17 protein-coding genes and 1 other RNA gene are annotated in these 16,569 nt (G+C 56.6%); 10 read left to right on the plus strand and 8 right to left on the minus strand.

Annotation, left to right across the window (positions count from 1 at the left end):
- The first annotated feature begins 3 nt into the window (after positions 1 to 3).
- Positions 4 to 822, plus strand: a complete 819-nt coding sequence (locus IM304_RS05210; RefSeq protein WP_176610857.1) for a pyridoxal phosphatase — start codon at positions 4 to 6, stop codon at positions 820 to 822.
- Here the strand turns inward: IM304_RS05210 and modC are convergent, their stop codons facing one another.
- The 4 genes from modC to IM304_RS05230 form a co-directional block, all read right to left on the minus strand.
- Positions 823 to 1,881: a molybdenum ABC transporter ATP-binding protein ModC gene (gene modC / locus IM304_RS05215; RefSeq protein WP_148420787.1), complete on the minus strand. Its 1,059-nt coding sequence runs from the start codon at positions 1,879 to 1,881 to the stop codon at positions 823 to 825. It abuts the gene before it with no gap.
- The gene (gene modB / locus IM304_RS05220; RefSeq protein WP_148420788.1) at positions 1,881 to 2,573 is read right to left on the minus strand and encodes a molybdate ABC transporter permease subunit; all 693 of its coding nucleotides are present in this window, start codon (positions 2,571 to 2,573) and stop codon (positions 1,881 to 1,883) included. Before modB ends, modC begins: the two co-directional genes overlap by 1 nt.
- Positions 2,570 to 3,346, minus strand: coding sequence for a molybdate ABC transporter substrate-binding protein (gene modA, locus IM304_RS05225; RefSeq protein ID WP_148420789.1), 777 nt, complete (start codon positions 3,344 to 3,346; stop codon positions 2,570 to 2,572). The genes modB and modA overlap by 4 nt, the downstream gene beginning before the upstream one ends.
- Positions 3,347 to 3,524: 178 nt before the next feature.
- Complete coding sequence (locus tag IM304_RS05230; RefSeq protein ID WP_003858549.1) at positions 3,525 to 3,677, minus strand: AcrZ family multidrug efflux pump-associated protein; 153 nt, start codon at positions 3,675 to 3,677, stop codon at positions 3,525 to 3,527.
- 127 nt (positions 3,678 to 3,804) lie between these two features.
- Here IM304_RS05230 and modE point away from each other — a divergent pair, with 127 nt between their 5' ends.
- The 7 genes from modE to gpmA all read left to right on the plus strand — a co-directional run bounded on the left by modE (position 3,805) and on the right by gpmA (position 11,588).
- Positions 3,805 to 4,593, plus strand: a complete 789-nt coding sequence (gene modE, locus IM304_RS05235) for a molybdenum-dependent transcriptional regulator (protein ID WP_193356716.1) — start codon at positions 3,805 to 3,807, stop codon at positions 4,591 to 4,593.
- Between the two features lie 67 nt (positions 4,594 to 4,660).
- Positions 4,661 to 6,133, plus strand: a complete 1,473-nt coding sequence (gene modF, locus IM304_RS05240; protein WP_193356717.1) for a molybdate ABC transporter ATP-binding protein ModF — start codon at positions 4,661 to 4,663, stop codon at positions 6,131 to 6,133.
- Between the two features lie 201 nt (positions 6,134 to 6,334).
- Positions 6,335 to 7,351 carry a UDP-glucose 4-epimerase GalE gene (gene galE, locus IM304_RS05245; RefSeq protein ID WP_193356718.1) on the plus strand — a complete coding sequence of 339 codons (1,017 nt, stop codon included), beginning with the start codon at positions 6,335 to 6,337 and terminating at the stop codon, positions 7,349 to 7,351.
- A 9-nt stretch (positions 7,352 to 7,360) separates the two neighbouring features.
- Complete coding sequence (gene galT, locus IM304_RS05250; protein ID WP_193356719.1) at positions 7,361 to 8,407, plus strand: galactose-1-phosphate uridylyltransferase; 1,047 nt, start codon at positions 7,361 to 7,363, stop codon at positions 8,405 to 8,407.
- Between the two features lie 2 nt (positions 8,408 to 8,409).
- Complete coding sequence (gene galK, locus IM304_RS05255) at positions 8,410 to 9,558, plus strand: galactokinase (RefSeq protein WP_193356720.1); 1,149 nt, start codon at positions 8,410 to 8,412, stop codon at positions 9,556 to 9,558.
- Positions 9,552 to 10,595, plus strand: a complete 1,044-nt coding sequence (gene galM, locus IM304_RS05260) for a galactose-1-epimerase (protein ID WP_193356721.1) — start codon at positions 9,552 to 9,554, stop codon at positions 10,593 to 10,595. The genes galK and galM overlap by 7 nt, the downstream gene beginning before the upstream one ends.
- 240 nt (positions 10,596 to 10,835) lie before the next feature.
- Complete coding sequence (gene gpmA / locus IM304_RS05265) at positions 10,836 to 11,588, plus strand: 2,3-diphosphoglycerate-dependent phosphoglycerate mutase (RefSeq protein WP_148420796.1); 753 nt, start codon at positions 10,836 to 10,838, stop codon at positions 11,586 to 11,588.
- 59 nt (positions 11,589 to 11,647) lie between these two features.
- Here gpmA and aroG read toward each other — a convergent pair whose 3' ends face one another.
- A complete protein-coding gene (gene aroG, locus IM304_RS05270; protein ID WP_148420797.1) occupies positions 11,648 to 12,700 on the minus strand; it encodes a 3-deoxy-7-phosphoheptulonate synthase AroG in 1,053 nt (350 codons plus the stop codon).
- Between the two features lie 304 nt (positions 12,701 to 13,004).
- On the opposite strand from aroG, the gene IM304_RS05275 reads away from it, so the two are divergent.
- Together IM304_RS05275 and zitB are read left to right on the plus strand one after the other, a co-directional pair.
- The gene (locus IM304_RS05275) at positions 13,005 to 13,370 is read left to right on the plus strand and encodes a protein YbgS (RefSeq protein ID WP_148420860.1); all 366 of its coding nucleotides are present in this window, start codon (positions 13,005 to 13,007) and stop codon (positions 13,368 to 13,370) included.
- Positions 13,371 to 13,469: 99 nt separating this feature from the next.
- Positions 13,470 to 14,408, plus strand: a complete 939-nt coding sequence (zitB, locus tag IM304_RS05280; protein ID WP_193356722.1) for a CDF family zinc transporter ZitB — start codon at positions 13,470 to 13,472, stop codon at positions 14,406 to 14,408.
- Here the strand turns inward: zitB and pnuC are convergent.
- From pnuC to IM304_RS05295, 3 genes are all read right to left on the minus strand, one after another.
- Positions 14,405 to 15,124: a nicotinamide riboside transporter PnuC gene (pnuC, locus tag IM304_RS05285; protein WP_193356723.1), complete on the minus strand. Its 720-nt coding sequence runs from the start codon at positions 15,122 to 15,124 to the stop codon at positions 14,405 to 14,407. The two genes, zitB and pnuC, sit on opposite strands and share 4 nt — an antisense overlap.
- Positions 15,125 to 15,146: 22 nt before the next feature.
- The gene (nadA, locus tag IM304_RS05290; RefSeq protein WP_193356724.1) at positions 15,147 to 16,190 is read right to left on the minus strand and encodes a quinolinate synthase NadA; all 1,044 of its coding nucleotides are present in this window, start codon (positions 16,188 to 16,190) and stop codon (positions 15,147 to 15,149) included.
- A 205-nt stretch (positions 16,191 to 16,395) separates the two neighbouring features.
- Positions 16,396 to 16,565, minus strand: a non-coding RNA gene (locus IM304_RS05295) — RtT sRNA.
- Positions 16,566 to 16,569: the final 4 nt, after the last annotated feature.

The following is a 16,569-nucleotide window of genomic DNA, read 5'->3' on the forward strand; positions in this document are numbered from 1 at the left end:
AAAATGACCTCGCGAGTGATTGCCCTGGATTTAGACGGAACACTACTTACCCCTCAGAAAACCCTGCTCCCCTCTTCTCTTGAAGCCCTAAAAAGAGCCCAGGAAGCGGGGTATCAACTTCTCATCGTAACGGGTCGACATCACGTTGCCATTCATCCTTTTTATCAGGCACTGGGCTTAGATACACCTGCAATTTGTTGTAATGGCACCTATTTGTATGATTATCAGGCGAAAAAGGTTTTAACGTCCGATCCGCTTCCCGTTTCTCAGGCGCTGCAATTGATTGATTTACTGGATGAGCACGCGATTCACGGCCTGATGTACGTGGATAACGCCATGATGTATGAGCGCCCGACCGGCCACGTGATCCGCACCAGCAACTGGGCGCTGTCCCTGCCGGAAGCGCAGCGTCCGGTGTTCACTCAGGTATCTTCCCTGCGCCAGGCAGCGGAGGATGTCGACGCCATCTGGAAATTCGCCCTGACCGATGAAGACACCACCAAACTTAATACCTTCGCTAAACATGTCGAGCACACCCTGGGCCTGGAATGCGAATGGTCGTGGCACGATCAGGTAGATATTGCCCGTAAAGGCAACAGCAAAGGCAAACGGCTGACCCAGTTCGTTGAGTCTCAGGGCTGGTCAATGCGGGACGTGATTGCGTTTGGCGATAACTATAACGACATCAGCATGCTGGAAGCTGCCGGCACGGGCGTGGCGATGGGCAACGCCGATGACGCGGTGAAAGCGCGGGCTGACGTGGTGATTGGCGAGAACACCACCGACAGCATCGCGCAGTATATCTATACCCACCTGCTGTAATCAGGCGGTGATGGAGACGCTCTTGATTTGCGCGTAGAGCCACAGGCCAGGCCTGATGCCTAACTCATCCCTGGCCCACGGGCTGATGCGCGCCCACAGCGTTCTGCTGCCCACCTCCAGCTGCACTTCTACCTGACCGTTATCGTCAAAACACTGCGCCACTCTGGCGCGCAGTATATTGCGGATGCTGGTTTGCAGCGGCGGTTGCAGCACCAGAGAGACGTCCGACGCCTGAATGCGGATCCGTAAGGTCGACTGTAGCGGCGTGTCGATTTTATTGACCCACAGATGCTGATCGCCCAGCGCCAGCGCGGTCATCGCATAGTGCGGATGGTGTTCCAGCACGCTCACCTTCAGAATGCTGCTCTGCTGCTCCTTTGGTAGCCATGGATGCATGACGCTGCTGCCCCACACCTCTTCCAGGTTGCCAAAGGCCTTAACGCCGCCCGCTTCCAGCACCAGCACTTTGTCGGCCAGATGTAAGATCTCGTCCAGCGAATGGCTGACGTACAGCATTGGAACGTTGATTTCACGCGCCAGACGTTGCAGATACGGCAGCAGCTCGCGCTTGCGCGGAATATCCAGCGAGGCCAGCGGTTCATCCAGCAGCAACAGTTCCGGCGCGGTTAACAAGGCGCGGCCAATCGCCACGCGCTGTTTTTCACCGCCCGACAGCGATGACGGCAGGCGATCCAGCAGCGGCTCGATGCCCAGCAGCGCCACCAGCTTATCAAACTGTCCGGCCATGCTTTTCGCCATACCGTAGCGCAGGTTGCCGCGCACGCTGTAGTGGGGGAAGAGGCGCGCGTCCTGAAACACATAGCCGATGCGGCGCTTCTCAGGTGCAAGGCAGATCTTCTTTTCTGCGTCATTCAGGACGCGGTTATTCAGCACAATGCGGCCGGACTGAGGACGCGTCAGGCCGCTAATCGCATTAATCAGCGACGTTTTGCCCGCCCCGGAAACGCCAAAAATGGCGGTGATGCCGCTGGCAGGCAGCGTTTCGTTCAGCGTCAACGTGTGGTTGCCCAGAGTCTGGGTAAAATTGAGTTCCAGCATCACTGTTTCCCCATCCGTTCACGGCTGAGGCGCGCCAGCCACTCAGACACCAGCAGCGAGACCAGGGCGAGCACGATCGAAATAATGCACAACCGGGCCGCCGCCCCTTCGCCGCCCGGCGTCTGAATCAGGGTATACATCGCCGACGGGATGGTACGCGTCTCGCCAGGAATGTTTGATACAAACGTGATAGTTGCACCAAACTCGCCCAGCGAACGGGCGAAGGCCAGCACCGTGCCGACGATAATGCCCGGTAACGTGAGCGGCAGCGTGATGGTCAGAAACACCCGCCAGCGGCCTGCGCCCAGCGTGCGGGCAGCCTGTTCTAAGCGGATATCAACCCCTTCCAGCGCCAGGCGGATGGCGCGCACCATCAGCGGGAAGGACATCACCGCCGCGGCAAGCACCGCGCCGCGCCAGCTGAAAGCAAAGGTGAGTCCAAACCAGTCGTACAGCCATTCACCGATAAAACCGCGCCTTCCCATTGAGACCAGCAGCAGATAGCCGACCACTACGGGCGGCAGCACGAGCGGGAGATGAAGAACGCTGTCGAGCAGGGCTTTGCCTGGAAACTTCACGCGAACCAGTAACCAGGCAAAGAACACCCCAAAGGGCAAGCTCAGCGCAACCGCCAGGGAAGAGACTTTCAGGCTCAGCAGCACGGCCTGCCATTCAGGTTCGGTCAATATCATTCGTGAGTCGTAAATCCGTAACGTTTAAAGATCGCGGACGCTTCCGGCCCCTTCAGGTAATCAACGAAGGCCGTCACGGTCGCATTTTTATGTCCATCAACTATCGCAACAGGATATTCCACTTTCTTATGCGAGTCTTCCGGGAAGGTGCCCACCACCTTCACGCCTTTACCGGCAACCGCATCAGAGCCATACACAATCCCGAGCGGGGCTTCGTTACGCTCTACCAGCGCCAGCGCGCCGCGCACGTCTTCCGCAGGCGCCAGCTTCGGCGACAGCGTCTCCCAGGCGCCCAGCTTTTGCAGCGCTTCCTTCGCATAAATCCCGGCCGGGACATGCGCGGGATCGCCTACCGCCAGACGGCCACCGTTGAGCAGACGGGTCCAGTCCGTCTGTTTGTTAATGGCGATGTCGCCCTGCCTGCTGTTTGCAGGCGCGATCGCCACCAGGCTATTTCCCAGCAGGGTTTCACGGGTGTCCGTTTCAACAGCCTTTTTCTCAACCGCGTAATCCATCCATTTCTGGTCGGCAGAGATGAACAGATCGGCAGGCGCCCCGGCTTCAATCTGGCGGGCCAGCGTGGAAGAGGAGGCAAACGACGACACGACCTCAACGTTTTTCTCTTTTTTGTATACCGCAGCAATATCCTGCATCGCGTTAGTCAGCGACGCCGCCGCAAAGACCGTGATTTTTCCCTCATCTGCCAGCGCGTGCCCGGTGAGTGAAAGCGTCAGCGTTGCCCCTGCGAAAAGGCGTACCCATGAACGTGCCATTTGAAGCTCCTGTGTTTTTCGTTATATAAAAATAAATATAACGATATATCACAGGCGTTCCTAGCGCTAAATCGTACCGATTAATGAGTAAGCTCAAGGAACGTTGTAAATGATATCGGCGGAAAAGAGGGAAACTTGAGAGCAAAACGCCCGGGCTGGCCGGGCGTTTTGGAGGAAATTATTGCTGCTTTTTAGGCTGGTCCCGACGATGACCAATGTTCGAAAAGACGTTGAACACTTCACCCAGGCCGTAGATGGCACCGAGGATGATAGCCATCACTACTGGCACCATGATTACCGCGAATACCAGACTTTTCAACAACTCTAACATGGTTTTCTCCAGATCTTGTGAACGGCTTATTCTACCCTGAAAAGTAATAAAAACATCCCCTTTTGTGCGGTGCGCTTTGCGCACCAGGGCATTTGGGTCACAATAGCCTTTTTGCCGGGACACCGTTATGCAGGCCGAAATTCTCCTCACCCTACGACTTCAGCAGAAGCTTTTCGCCGATCCGCGACGCATCGCCCTGTTAAAACAAATAGAACAAACTGGCTCGATTAGCCAGGGAGCCAAAAACGCCGGCATCAGCTATAAAAGCGCCTGGGATGCGATCAACGAGATGAACACCCTGAGCGAGCAGACGCTGGTAGACCGGGCCACGGGCGGGAAAGGCGGCGGCGGCGCCGCGTTAACGCGCTACGGGCAACGGCTGATCCAGCTCTACGATTTACTGGCGCAGATCCAGCAAAAGGCATTTGATGTGTTAAGCGATGACGACAGCCTGCCGCTGGACAGCCTGCTGGCCGCCATCTCTCGTTTCTCGTTACAGACCAGCGCCCGTAACCAGTGGTTTGGTACGGTAACGGGACGCGATCGTTCCCGGGTGCAGGAGCACATTGAGATCCTGCTCGCAGACGGCACGACGCGCCTGAAAGCCGCCGTCACCGCGCAAAGCAGCCAACGCCTCGGGCTAAACGAAGGTAGCGAAGTGCTGATATTACTGAAGGCGCCCTGGATCGGCATCACGCGCTATCCCGAACATGCAGCAGAAGCGGATAACCAGCTGCGGGGAAGCATCAGCCATATTGAACGCGGAGAAGAACAGTGCGAGGTGCTGATGACCCTTGCGGACGGCCAGACGCTTTGCGCCACCGTTCCGGTAAACGACGCGGCTGAATTAGAAGAAGGTGCTGTCGTGACCGCATATTTCAATGCAGACCGGGTGATTATCGCCACATTGTGCTAAGCGCATTGACAATCCATCCGACTCTGGGTATCCCTGACATCTGTTGCTGCAAAAAATGGGATAACACATGTCATCATTGCATATTTCGCAAGGCACGTTTCGTCTTAGCGATACCCGTACCCTGTCGCTGCCTGAGTTAACCTTACGCGCCGGAGAAAGCTGGGCGTTTGTGGGCACTAACGGCAGCGGAAAATCAGCGCTGGCCCGCGCCCTGGCGGGGGAACTAACCCAGTTGAAGGGTGAGCGCGAGTGTGGCTTCACCCGGCTGACGCGCCTTTCCTTTGAGCAGCTGCAGAAGCTGGTCAGCGATGAGTGGCAGCGTAACAATACCGATATGCTCAGCCCTGGCGAAGAAGATACCGGCCGCACGACGGCGGAAATTATCCAGGATGAGATAAAAGATCCTGCCCGCTGCCGCCAGCTGGCGGAGCAGTTTGGCATTACCACCCTGCTTACCCGACGCTTCAAATACCTTTCTACCGGCGAGACGCGCAAAGCGCTGCTGTGCCAGGCGCTGATGGGCGAGCCGGAGCTCCTCATTCTTGATGAGCCGTTTGACGGCCTGGACGTACAGTCCCGCGCACAGCTGGCCGCGCTGCTGGCGAGGCTCAACCAGCAGGGATACACCGTTGTGCTGGTCCTTAACCGCTTTGATGAAATTCCTGATTTCGTACAGCACGCGGGCGTGCTGGCAGACTGTAGCCTGACCGAAACCGGGGAAAAAGCGACGCTGCTGCGCCAGGCGCTGGTTGCGCAGCTGGCGCACAGCGAAAAGCTGGACGGCATCGCCCTGCCGGAGCCGGATGCGCCATCGGCACGACGCGGGCTGGATCCCGATCAGCCGCGCATCGTGCTGCGCGACGGCGTGGTGGCTTATGACGATCGCCCCATTCTTAATCACCTCAGCTGGACGGTTAATCCGGGTGAACACTGGCAGATCACCGGCCCCAACGGGGCGGGTAAATCCACGCTGCTGAGCCTGATTACCGGCGATCATCCGCAGGGTTACAGCAACGATCTGACCCTCTTCGGCCGCCGTCGCGGCAGCGGGGAAACCATCTGGGACATCAAAAAGCACATTGGCTATGTCAGCAGCAGCCTGCATCTGGATTACCGCGTGAGCACCACGGTGCGCAACGCGATCCTCTCCGGCTACTTTGATTCCATCGGCATTTATCAGGCGGTATCGGACAAGCAGCACAAGCTGGTGCAGCAGTGGCTGGATATTCTGGGCATGGACAACCGGGTAGCCGACGCCCCGTTTCACGGTCTGTCGTGGGGGCAGCAGCGGCTGGCGTTAATCGTCCGCGCGCTGGTTAAACACCCTACGCTGCTGATTCTGGACGAACCGTTGCAGGGGCTGGATCCGCTGAACCGCCAGCTGATCCGCCGCTTTGTGGACGTGCTGATCAGCGAGGGGGAAACCCAGCTGCTGTTCGTGTCGCACCACGCAGAGGATGCCCCGTCCTGCATTACCCACCGGCTGGAGTTTGTCCCTGACGGCGAGCGCTACCGCTACCTGCTCAGCAAAATCGATTAACTGCCGGAGGGCGCTGCCCTCCGCTTTTCAGATAACCTGCAACAATACATCTCTATCTCTTTGATCTAAAATGCACCCAGTCTGTGAAAAAGCGAGTTTGAAAAGCAGTGTAAACGATACCACTATTTTATCCCATGTCACACTTTTAGCGTCTCTGATATGCTATGGTTAATTCATACCATAAGCCTAATGGAGCGTAATATGCGAGTTCTGGTAACAGGTGGTAGCGGTTACATAGGAAGTCATACCTGTGTGCAACTGCTGCAAAGCGGCCACGATGTCGTCATCCTTGATAACCTGTGCAACAGCAAGCGCAGCGTGCTGCCCGTCATTGAACGTCTTTCGGGTAAACGACCGACCTTCGTGGAAGGCGATATCCGCAATGAAGCGTTAATGACAGAAATCCTTCGCGATCGCGAGATTGAGACCGTGATCCACTTCGCGGGCCTGAAGGCGGTTGGCGAATCGGTGGCAAAACCGCTTGAGTACTACGACAACAACGTTAACGGTACCCTGCGTCTGATTTCCGCCATGCGTGCCGCAAACGTCAAAAACTTTATCTTCAGCTCCTCCGCGACCGTCTACGGCGACCAGCCAAAAATTCCTTACGTTGAAAGCTTCCCGACCGGCACGCCGCAAAGCCCGTATGGCAAGAGCAAGCTGATGGTGGAGCAGATCCTGACCGACCTGCAAAAAGCGCAGCCCGACTGGAGCATTGCGCTGCTGCGCTACTTCAATCCGGTTGGCGCGCATCCGTCAGGCGATATGGGCGAGGATCCGCAGGGCATTCCTAATAACCTGATGCCGTATATCGCGCAGGTGGCCGTGGGCCGTCGTGATTCCCTGGCTATTTTTGGCAACGATTACCCCACCGAAGACGGCACCGGCGTGCGCGATTACATTCACGTCATGGATTTGGCCGACGGCCACGTGGCGGCGATGCAGCAGCTGGCAGATAAACCTGGCGTGCATATTTACAACCTTGGCGCCGGGATCGGCAGCAGCGTGCTGGATGTGGTAAATGCCTTCAGCAAAGCCTGCGGCAAGCCGGTGAACTATCACTTCGCCCCCCGCCGTGATGGCGATCTCCCTGCTTACTGGGCCGATGCCACCAAAGCGGATAAAGAGCTTAACTGGCGTGTCACCCGCACGCTTGATGAAATGGCACAGGATACCTGGCACTGGCAGTCACGCCATCCGCAGGGCTATCCGGACTAAGGATTTGTCATGACGCAATTCAACCCCGTCGATCACCCGCATCGTCGTTTTAACCCGCTCAGCGGTCAATGGATTTTAGTTTCTCCGCATCGCGCCAAGCGCCCCTGGCAGGGGGCGCAGGAGACGCCTGCAAAACAGACGCTGCCTCAGCATGACCCGGACTGCTTCCTCTGTCCGGGCAATACGCGCGTGACGGGCGATAAAAACCCGGACTACAAAGGCACCTTCGTTTTTACTAACGATTTTGCGGCGCTGATGACCGACACGCCGGACGCGCCGGAAAGTCACGATCCGCTGATGCGCTGCGAAAGCGCCCGAGGCACCAGCCGCGTAATCTGCTTCTCTCCCGATCACAGCAAAACGCTGCCGGAGCTGAGCGTTGAGGCGCTGAAAGAGGTGGTGTCCACCTGGCAGGCGCAAACGGCGGAGCTGGGCCAAACCTACCCGTGGGTGCAGGTGTTTGAAAATAAAGGCGCGGCGATGGGCTGTTCTAACCCCCATCCGCACGGGCAGATCTGGGCGAACAGCTTCCTGCCAAATGAAGCCGAGCGCGAAGATCGTCTGCAAAAAGCGTATTTCACCCAGAACGGCTCACCGATGCTGGTGGATTATACCCGGCGGGAGCTGGCGGACGGCAGCCGTACCGTGGTGGAAACGGAACACTGGCTTGCCGTGGTGCCATACTGGGCGGCGTGGCCGTTTGAAACCCTGCTGCTGCCAAAAGCGCCTGTTCAGCGCATTACCGACCTCAGCGACGCCCAGCGAGACGACCTTGCGCTGGCGCTGAAGAAGCTGACCAGCCGTTACGACAACCTCTTCCAGTGCTCCTTCCCGTACTCCATGGGCTGGCACGGCGCGCCGTTTAACGGCGAAGATAATCAACACTGGCAGCTGCATGCCCATTTTTACCCGCCGCTGCTGCGTTCCGCGACGGTACGTAAATTCATGGTGGGCTACGAAATGCTGGCGGAAACCCAGCGTGACCTGACGGCGGAACAGGCGGCAGAGCGTCTGCGTGCCGTTAGCGATGTCCACTACCGCGAATCAGGAGTCTAAAAATGAGTCTGAAAGATAAAACACAATCCCTGTTTGCTGAAAAATTTGGCTACCCTGCCACTCACGTTATCCAGGCGCCCGGCCGCGTTAACCTGATCGGTGAGCATACCGACTACAACGACGGTTTCGTGCTGCCATGCGCCATCGACTACCAGACGGTCATCAGCTGCGCGAAACGCGACGATCGTAAAGTACGGGTAATCGCCGCGGATTACGACAACGAAATTGACGAATTTTCCCTCGATGCGCCGATCGTCACCCACGAGAGCCAGCAGTGGGCCAACTATGTTCGCGGCGTGGTGAAGCACCTGCAAAAACGCGACAACAATTTCGGCGGGGCCGATCTGACGATCGGCGGCAACGTGCCGCAGGGTGCGGGATTGAGTTCATCTGCATCGCTGGAGGTTGCGGTGGGCACCGTGTTCCAGCAGCTTTATCATCTGCCGCTGGACGGCGCGCAGATCGCCCTGAACGGTCAGGAAGCGGAAAACCAGTTCGTGGGCTGCAACTGCGGCATTATGGATCAGCTGATCTCCGCGCTGGGCAAGAAAGACCATGCGCTGCTGATTGACTGCCGCTCCCTCGGAACCAAAGCGGTTCCGCTGCCGAAAGGGGCAGCAGTGGTGATCGTCAACAGTAACTTCAAGCGTACCCTGGTGGGCAGCGAATACAACACGCGTCGCGAACAGTGTGAAACCGGCGCGCGTTTCTTCCAGCAGCCGGCCCTGCGCGATGTTTCGCTTGAGGAATTTAACAAGGTTGCCCACGAGCTGGATCCCGTGGTCACGAAGCGCGTGCGTCATATACTAACGGAGAATGCCCGTACCGTAGAGGCCGCCTCCGCGCTGGCAAAAGGTGACCTGAAGCGGATGGGCGAGCTGATGGCAGAATCTCATGCCTCCATGCGCGACGATTTCGAAATTACCGTGCCGCAAATCGACACGCTGGTTGAGATTATAAAAGCCACGATTGGCGACAAAGGCGGGGTACGCATGACCGGCGGCGGGTTTGGCGGGTGTATCGTCGCCCTGATGCCGGAAGAGCTGGTCCCTGCCGTCCAGGACGCCGTGGCTAAGCAGTACGAAGCCAGAACGGGCATCAAAGAAACTTTCTACGTCTGTAAAGCATCACAAGGAGCCGGACAGTGCTAAACGAAACACCTACACTCGCACCGGATGGTCTGCCGTATCGCCTGTTAACCCTGCGCAACAGCGCCGGGATGGTGGTTACGCTGATGGACTGGGGCGCAACGCTACTTTCTGCCCGCGTGCCGATGCCTGACGGCAGCGTGCGCGAAACCCTGCTCGGCTGCGCGTCGCCAGAGCAGTATATCGAGCAGACCGCCTTTCTTGGCGCCTCCATAGGCCGCTACGCCAACCGCATTGCCAAAAGCCGCTTTGAGCTGGACGGCGCTGGATATTCGCTGCTTTCAAGCCAGGGCGAGAATCAGCTTCACGGCGGACCGGAAGGCTTTGATAAGCGCCGCTGGAAAATTGCGCAGCAAAATGACGGCGAAGTATGGTTCTCTCTGGACTCCCTTGACGGAGACCAGGGCTACCCGGGCAATCTCACCGCGACCGCTCGCTTCACGCTGACCGAGGATAACCGCATCGTCATTGAGTACCGCGCAACGGTCGATAAGCCGTGCCCGGTCAACCTGACGAACCACGCCTATTTCAACCTCGACGGTAGCCAGAGCGATGTCCGCAGCCATAAGCTGCAAATCCTGGCGGAGGAATACCTGCCGGTCGATGAAGCAGGCATCCCCTATCAGGGGCTGAAACCGGTAAGCGGCAGTAGCTTCGATTTCCGTCAGCCGAAAACCATCGCGCAGGATTTCCTGAGCGATGACGATCAGCGCAAGGTGAAAGGTTACGACCACGCCTTCCTGTTGCAGGCAAAAGGCGATCTTGCTCAGCCTGCCGCACGGGTCTGGTCCGCTGACGAGAAACTACAGATGACGGTGTACACCACCGCCCCTGCCCTGCAGTTCTACTCCGGTAACTATCTGGGAGGTACCACGGCGCGCGAGCACAACGACTACAGCGACTGGCAGGGGCTGGCGCTGGAAAGCGAGTTTCTGCCGGACAGCCCTAACCATCCGGAATGGCCGCAGCCGGACTGCGTGCTGCGTCCGGGGGAAGAGTACGTTAGCGTCACCGAATACCATTTCGTTCCGCGCGCTTAAGCCCGGTGGCGCAAGCGTAGCGCCGCCCTGCAAAAAGCGTCAGGCCCTCTCCGTGAGGGCTTTTTTATGCGCGTTTTGCTGAAAATAGCGACGATTGCAGACAAAATCATAACCCTGGATTCACATGCATCTTACACTCTCGAACTATTTTCGCTATGGTTAGGGTTAAGCGTTGCTGCTGGCACGGTCACGGCAATATAATGAGAATTGTTATCATTCAAAATGCTTGAGGAGTAAGAAATGGCTAATACTAAGCTTGTCCTGGTGCGCCACGGCGAAAGCCAGTGGAACAACGAAAACCGCTTCACCGGCTGGTATGACGTTGATCTGTCCGAGAAAGGCGTAAGCGAAGCGAAAGCGGCGGGTAAGCTGCTGAAGGAAGAAGGCTTCACCTTTGACTTTGCTTACACCTCTGTGCTGAAACGTGCCATCCATACCCTGTGGAACATTCTGGACGAGCTGGATCAGGCCTGGCTGCCGGTTGAGAAATCCTGGAAACTGAACGAGCGTCACTACGGTGCGCTGCAGGGTCTGAACAAAGCGGAAACCGCAGAAAAATATGGCGACGAGCAGGTTAAGCAGTGGCGTCGTGGTTTTGCGGTAACTCCACCAGAGCTGACCAAAGATGACGAGCGTTATCCGGGTCACGATCCGCGTTACGCGAAGCTGACCGAAGCCGAGCTGCCGCAGACCGAAAGCCTGGCGCTGACCATCGATCGCGTCGTGCCTTACTGGAACGAAACCATTCTGCCACGCCTGAAGAGCGGCGAGCGCGTCATTATCGCGGCTCACGGCAACTCCCTGCGTGCGCTGGTGAAATATCTGGACAACATGGGTGAAGATGAAATCCTCGAACTGAACATCCCTACCGGCGTGCCGCTGGTGTACGAGTTCGACGAAAACTTCAAACCAGTTAAACATTACTATCTGGGTAACGCTGACGAAATCGCTGCAAAAGCCGCGGCCGTCGCCAACCAGGGTAAAGCGAAGTAATTTTCGCGGACATAAAAAAAGCGTGGAGCAATCCACGCTTTTTTATTGCCTGAGGACAATTAGCCGCGACGCGCTTTTACCGCCCCGGCCAGCTGGCGCAGGATAGCGTCGGTATCATCCCAGCCAATGCAGGCATCGGTCACGCTCTTGCCGTAGACAAGCGGCTCGCTGCCCTCAAGATTCTGGTTGCCTTCCACCAGGTGGCTCTCAATCATCACCCCAATGACCGCGTGCTCACCGCCGGCGATTTGCTGACAAACATCCGCACCGACTTCCATCTGCTTTTTGAACTGTTTGCTCGAGTTCGCATGGCTGAAGTCGATCATCACCCGCGGCTCCAGGCCCGCTTTCTCCAGCCCGGCCTTCACTTCCGCCACGTGTCTTGCGCTGTAGTTTGGCTCTTTGCCGCCGCGCAGAATGATATGGCAGTCACCGTTACCGCTGGTGTTCACGATGGCCGAATGGCCCCACTTGGTTACCGAGAGGAAGCAGTGTGGCGCGCCAGCCGCGTTGATCGCGTCAATGGCGACCTTGATGGTGCCGTCGGTGCCGTTTTTGAAACCAACCGGGCATGACAGGCCAGACGCCAGCTCGCGGTGAACCTGAGATTCCGTGGTACGCGCGCCAATCGCGCCCCAGCTCATCAGGTCAGCCAGATACTGCGGCGTGATCATATCAAGAAACTCACCGGCAGCAGGCAGCCCGCTGTCGTTGATCTCCAGCAGCAGCTTACGCGCAATACGCAGGCCGTCGTTGATCTGGAAGCTGTTATCCATATGCGGATCGTTGATCAGCCCTTTCCAGCCCACGGTGGTACGCGGTTTTTCAAAATAGACGCGCATCACGATTTCCAGCTCGCCTTTCAGCTCTTCGCGCAGGGCGAGCAGGCGCGCCGCGTACTCTTTGGCCGCGGCAGGATCGTGAATGGAGCATGGCCCAATCACAACCAGAAGACGATCGTCGCTACCTTTCAGGATTTTGTGGATCGCCTTGCGGGCATGTGACACCGTGTTGGCGGCATTTTCGGTGGCGGGGAATTTTTCAAGGAGCGCTACGGGAGGTAATAACTCATTGATCTCTTTAATACGTAAATCGTCGTTCTGATAATTCATCTTGTTTCCGGCTCTGCCATATCTTTAGTAATGAAAGCAATGCTTTCAATCTAACTTGTCGGCCACGAAGTGTAAACGGGCTTTTACACTTCGCGCAGATAATTCCTGGAATTTACCAAAAATACGCAACAAAATAGCGAAAAATGAGATCTGGCCTAAGCTTTTTACTTGTAACGACTGATTTTAAATATTTATACGCGATCCCATTCTGACATTGCTCGGGAGTACGGGATCTTTCGCCACTGAACAAGATGCACTGTTGGAGAATGTTATCCAGCGTAACGATAAGAACAGGAGCACCATGATGAAAATGACGAAACTGACTACGCTTTTCCTGACGGCAACCCTTACCCTGGCAAGCGGCAGCGTACTGGCAGCCGATGCAAACTCTTCAGGCTCTACCAGCAACGGCGATGCTAATGCCGCTGCTGCTGCGGGCCAGGTCGCCCCGGATGCCAAAGAGAATATCGCCCCTAATAAGGTTGATAATAACGACATCAACACCGGCCACACCAATACCGGCGGGACAAATACCGGCACGATGAACCATGACGGCATGACCACTGACGAGGTTCACAAAAACTCAATGTGTAAAGACGGGAAATGCCCGGACCCGAATGACAAAGTAGGTAGCGATGCCGATACCAAAACGGACGGCACCACCCAGTAATCATCGGTAAGATGAAATAAGGAGAGCGCGTGCTCTCCTTTTTTATTTAAGCTCTTAAAAACGCTACACTAAAAATAATAATAAATCAGGAACGATACCATGGCGCACTCCCACTCTCATTCTTCCCCTTCCGGCGATGAAAACGCCAAACGGCTTCTGCTGGCTTTCGGCGTCACCGCCACGTTTATGGTGATCGAGGTTATCGGTGGATTGATATCCGGATCGCTGGCCCTGCTGGCCGATGCGGGGCATATGCTTACCGACGCCGCCGCCCTGCTGTTTGCCCTGCTTGCCGTGCAGTTTGCCCGCCGTCCCCCCAATGCCCGCCACACGTTTGGCTGGCTCAGGCTAACAACGCTTGCCGCCTTCGTAAATGCGATTGCGCTGGTGGTGATTACCCTTCTTATCGTCTGGGAAGCTATTCAGCGCTTCATGCATCCGCAGCCGGTAGCCGGGACGACGATGATGGTCATTGCCATCGCCGGGTTACTGGCCAATATTCTGGCATTCTGGATTTTGCACCGCGGCAGCAGTGAAAAAAATCTGAACGTGCGGGCTGCGGCGCTGCATGTGTTGGGCGACCTGCTGGGCTCGGTTGGTGCGATTGTGGCCGCGCTGATTATTATGGGAACGGGATGGACACCTGTTGACCCGATTCTGTCGGTGCTGGTGTCGTGCCTGGTGTTACGCAGCGCCTGGCGGCTGTTAAAAGAGAGTGTGAATGAACTTCTGGAGGGTGCCCCAACGTCCCTGGACATCGGCGAGCTAAAGCGAAATTTATGTCGCTCCATTCCTGAAGTGCGTAACGTTCATCATGTTCACGTCTGGCTGGTAGGCGAGAAACCGCTTATGACGCTGCACGTTCAGGTTGTTCCGCCCCACGATCACGACGCGCTGCTTGAACGTATTCAGCACTTCCTTGAGCATCACTATGAGATTGCGCACTCCACCATACAGATGGAGTATCAGGCGTGTAGCGGGCCAGACTGCCACCTGAACGAGGCGCAGTCCGGCCATTCACACGCGCATCACCATTAGCGGGAAAGCGCGCGAGAGCCTCGCTCACGCGCGCTGTTAATCCACATGCGGCTACCGTTAAGGGCAATGAAGGTCAGCAGCATGTATTCCAGCGACATGGCATAAACGCCCTGACGGGCAAAAATCACCACGCTAATCACGTTGATGACCACCCACAGCAGCCAGTTTTCAACGTATTTACGGGTCATCAGGATCATTGCGGCGATTGACAGCACCATCATGCAGGAATCCCAGAACGGGAAGGCGTCCGGCTGAAGCGCAGGCATGGTGACGTTTAATCCCATAGCGGACATCACCGAAACCGCCACGCGCGTCAGGAAGGCAAATACCGGATCGATAAAGACGGTCATTAAGCCGATAGCGACCACGCAGACAGCGAGCCAGGCGATGGCTTTGGGCAGCGGCAGCCAGCGGATTTGCAGTTCCGCCTCCTGCTGACTGTTTTGCCGCGACCAGGCATACCAGCCATAGATATTGGCCGCAAAGAAGAACAGCTGCAAAAGCAGGCTGGCATAGAGCTGGATCTGGAAGAAGATGATTGCAAACAGCGTGACGTTAATCAGCCCGAACGCATAGTTACCGATCTTCTCAAGGCTGGCCAGCCAGATGCAGAGCAAACCGGCCAGCGTACCCACCGCCTCAATCCACGACAGGTCATAGCCGCCCGCACCAATCGGGATGTGAACCAGGATGTTCTGTGTGCTAAAAAAATCCATTTTTTCTCCGGGGCGTAACAGGTTAAGTACGTAGTGTAGCCGCAAAATCCAGCATACGGTTAAGCGGAATTAATGCACCTTCACGCAGAGCGGCATCCACATGGATCTCATGCGCGGCCCCACCGTTTTCCAGCCCCTCCGCAATGGCTTTCAGGCCATTCATCGCCATCCACGGGCAGTGGGCGCAGCTGCGGCACGTCGCCCCTTCTCCGGCGGTGGGGGCTTCGAGCAGTTCTTTTTCCGGCACGGCCTGCTGCATCTTGTAGAAGATACCGCGATCGGTCGCCACGATGAGCTGCTTGTGCGGCAGGGTTTTTGCGGCACTGATAAGCTGGCTGGTCGAGCCGACGGCATCCGCCATATCGACGATTGACTGCGGGGATTCCGGATGCACCAGGATAGCGGCGTCCGGGTATAGCCCTTTCATGCGGGTTAGTGCCTGGGTCTTAAACTCGTCGTGAACGATACAGGCCCCCTGCCAGCACAGCACGTCAGCACCGGTCTGTTTTTGCACATAGTTGCCGAGATGGCGATCGGGTGCCCAGATGATTTTCTCCCCCAGGCTGTCCAGATGTTCAATCAGCTCAACGGCGATGCTGGACGTAACCACCCAGTCTGCACGCGCCTTTACCGCGGCGGACGTGTTGGCATAGACCACGACGGTCCGGTCCGGATGAGCATCGCAGAAGGCTGTGAATGCATCTGTCGGGCAGCCAAGATCGAGAGAACATTCCGCACTCAGCGTCGGCATCAGAATCGTTTTCTCAGGACTCAGGATTTTTGCCGTTTCGCCCATAAACCGCACGCCAGCGACCAGAAGCGTGGAAGCGGGATGTTTAGCACCGAAGCGCGCCATCTCCAGGGAATCCGAAATGCAGCCGCCCGTCTCTTCGGCCAGCTGCTGAATTTCCGGGTCGGTGTAGTAATGCGCCACCATCACCGCATCTCGCTCTTTCAGAAGGCGCTTGATTTTCTCAAGGTAGAACTGCTTTTCATCCCGGCTTAGTGGCGCTGGCTTCGGCGGGAAGGGATAAATAGCGGCTTCGGGATCAAACATCACACTCATTATGGCTTCTCGTTTTACTGGCTTAACAATATTGCCTTTGTTTTGCAGGAGACAGCAAAAATGATGGCAACGGTGTTTTATATACTAAACAAGATAGCGAATTCGAGGCGCAATGTCACCGGGAATTGATGCCTGCAGCATTTGTCGGGCAACGGCCGGGGAACGACAGATAGCAAAAAAGCGCCTTTAGGGCGCTTTTTTACATTGGTGGGTCGTGCAGGATGACTCGGCTTCGCCTCGCCCTACGGGCCGTTGCTGAAGCAACGTTATCCTTCACGCTTAATATCTCGAGGAAGACATTAAAATTGGTGGGTCGTGCAGGATTCGAACCTGCGACCAATTGATTAAAAGTCAACTGCTCTACCAACTGAGCTAACGA

The organism is Enterobacter cloacae complex sp. P40C2, from assembly GCF_014930695.1.
Lineage (GTDB): Bacteria > Pseudomonadota > Gammaproteobacteria > Enterobacterales > Enterobacteriaceae > Enterobacter > Enterobacter pasteurii.

Bases quoted from the DNA above. Each gene is read 5' to 3' on its own strand.
- modB (WP_148420788.1), bottom strand. From the start codon at position 2,573: ATGATATTGACCGAACCTGAATGGCAGGCCGTGCTGCTGAGCCTGAAA.
- modF (WP_193356717.1), top strand. From the start codon at position 4,661: ATGTCATCATTGCATATTTCGCAAGGCACGTTTCGTCTTAGCGATACC.
- IM304_RS05230 (WP_003858549.1), bottom strand. From the start codon at position 3,677: ATGTTAGAGTTGTTGAAAAGTCTGGTATTCGCGGTAATCATGGTGCCA.
- IM304_RS05275 (WP_148420860.1), top strand. From the start codon at position 13,005: ATGAAAATGACGAAACTGACTACGCTTTTCCTGACGGCAACCCTTACC.
- gpmA (WP_148420796.1), top strand. From the start codon at position 10,836: ATGGCTAATACTAAGCTTGTCCTGGTGCGCCACGGCGAAAGCCAGTGG.
- zitB (WP_193356722.1), top strand. From the start codon at position 13,470: ATGGCGCACTCCCACTCTCATTCTTCCCCTTCCGGCGATGAAAACGCC.
- modC (WP_148420787.1), bottom strand. From the start codon at position 1,881: ATGCTGGAACTCAATTTTACCCAGACTCTGGGCAACCACACGTTGACG.
- IM304_RS05210 (WP_176610857.1), top strand. From the start codon at position 4: ATGACCTCGCGAGTGATTGCCCTGGATTTAGACGGAACACTACTTACC.
- aroG (WP_148420797.1), bottom strand. From the start codon at position 12,700: ATGAATTATCAGAACGACGATTTACGTATTAAAGAGATCAATGAGTTA.
- galE (WP_193356718.1), top strand. From the start codon at position 6,335: ATGCGAGTTCTGGTAACAGGTGGTAGCGGTTACATAGGAAGTCATACC.
- galK (WP_193356720.1), top strand. From the start codon at position 8,410: ATGAGTCTGAAAGATAAAACACAATCCCTGTTTGCTGAAAAATTTGGC.
- galT (WP_193356719.1), top strand. From the start codon at position 7,361: ATGACGCAATTCAACCCCGTCGATCACCCGCATCGTCGTTTTAACCCG.
- nadA (WP_193356724.1), bottom strand. From the start codon at position 16,190: ATGAGTGTGATGTTTGATCCCGAAGCCGCTATTTATCCCTTCCCGCCG.
- modA (WP_148420789.1), bottom strand. From the start codon at position 3,346: ATGGCACGTTCATGGGTACGCCTTTTCGCAGGGGCAACGCTGACGCTT.
- pnuC (WP_193356723.1), bottom strand. From the start codon at position 15,124: ATGGATTTTTTTAGCACACAGAACATCCTGGTTCACATCCCGATTGGT.
- modE (WP_193356716.1), top strand. From the start codon at position 3,805: ATGCAGGCCGAAATTCTCCTCACCCTACGACTTCAGCAGAAGCTTTTC.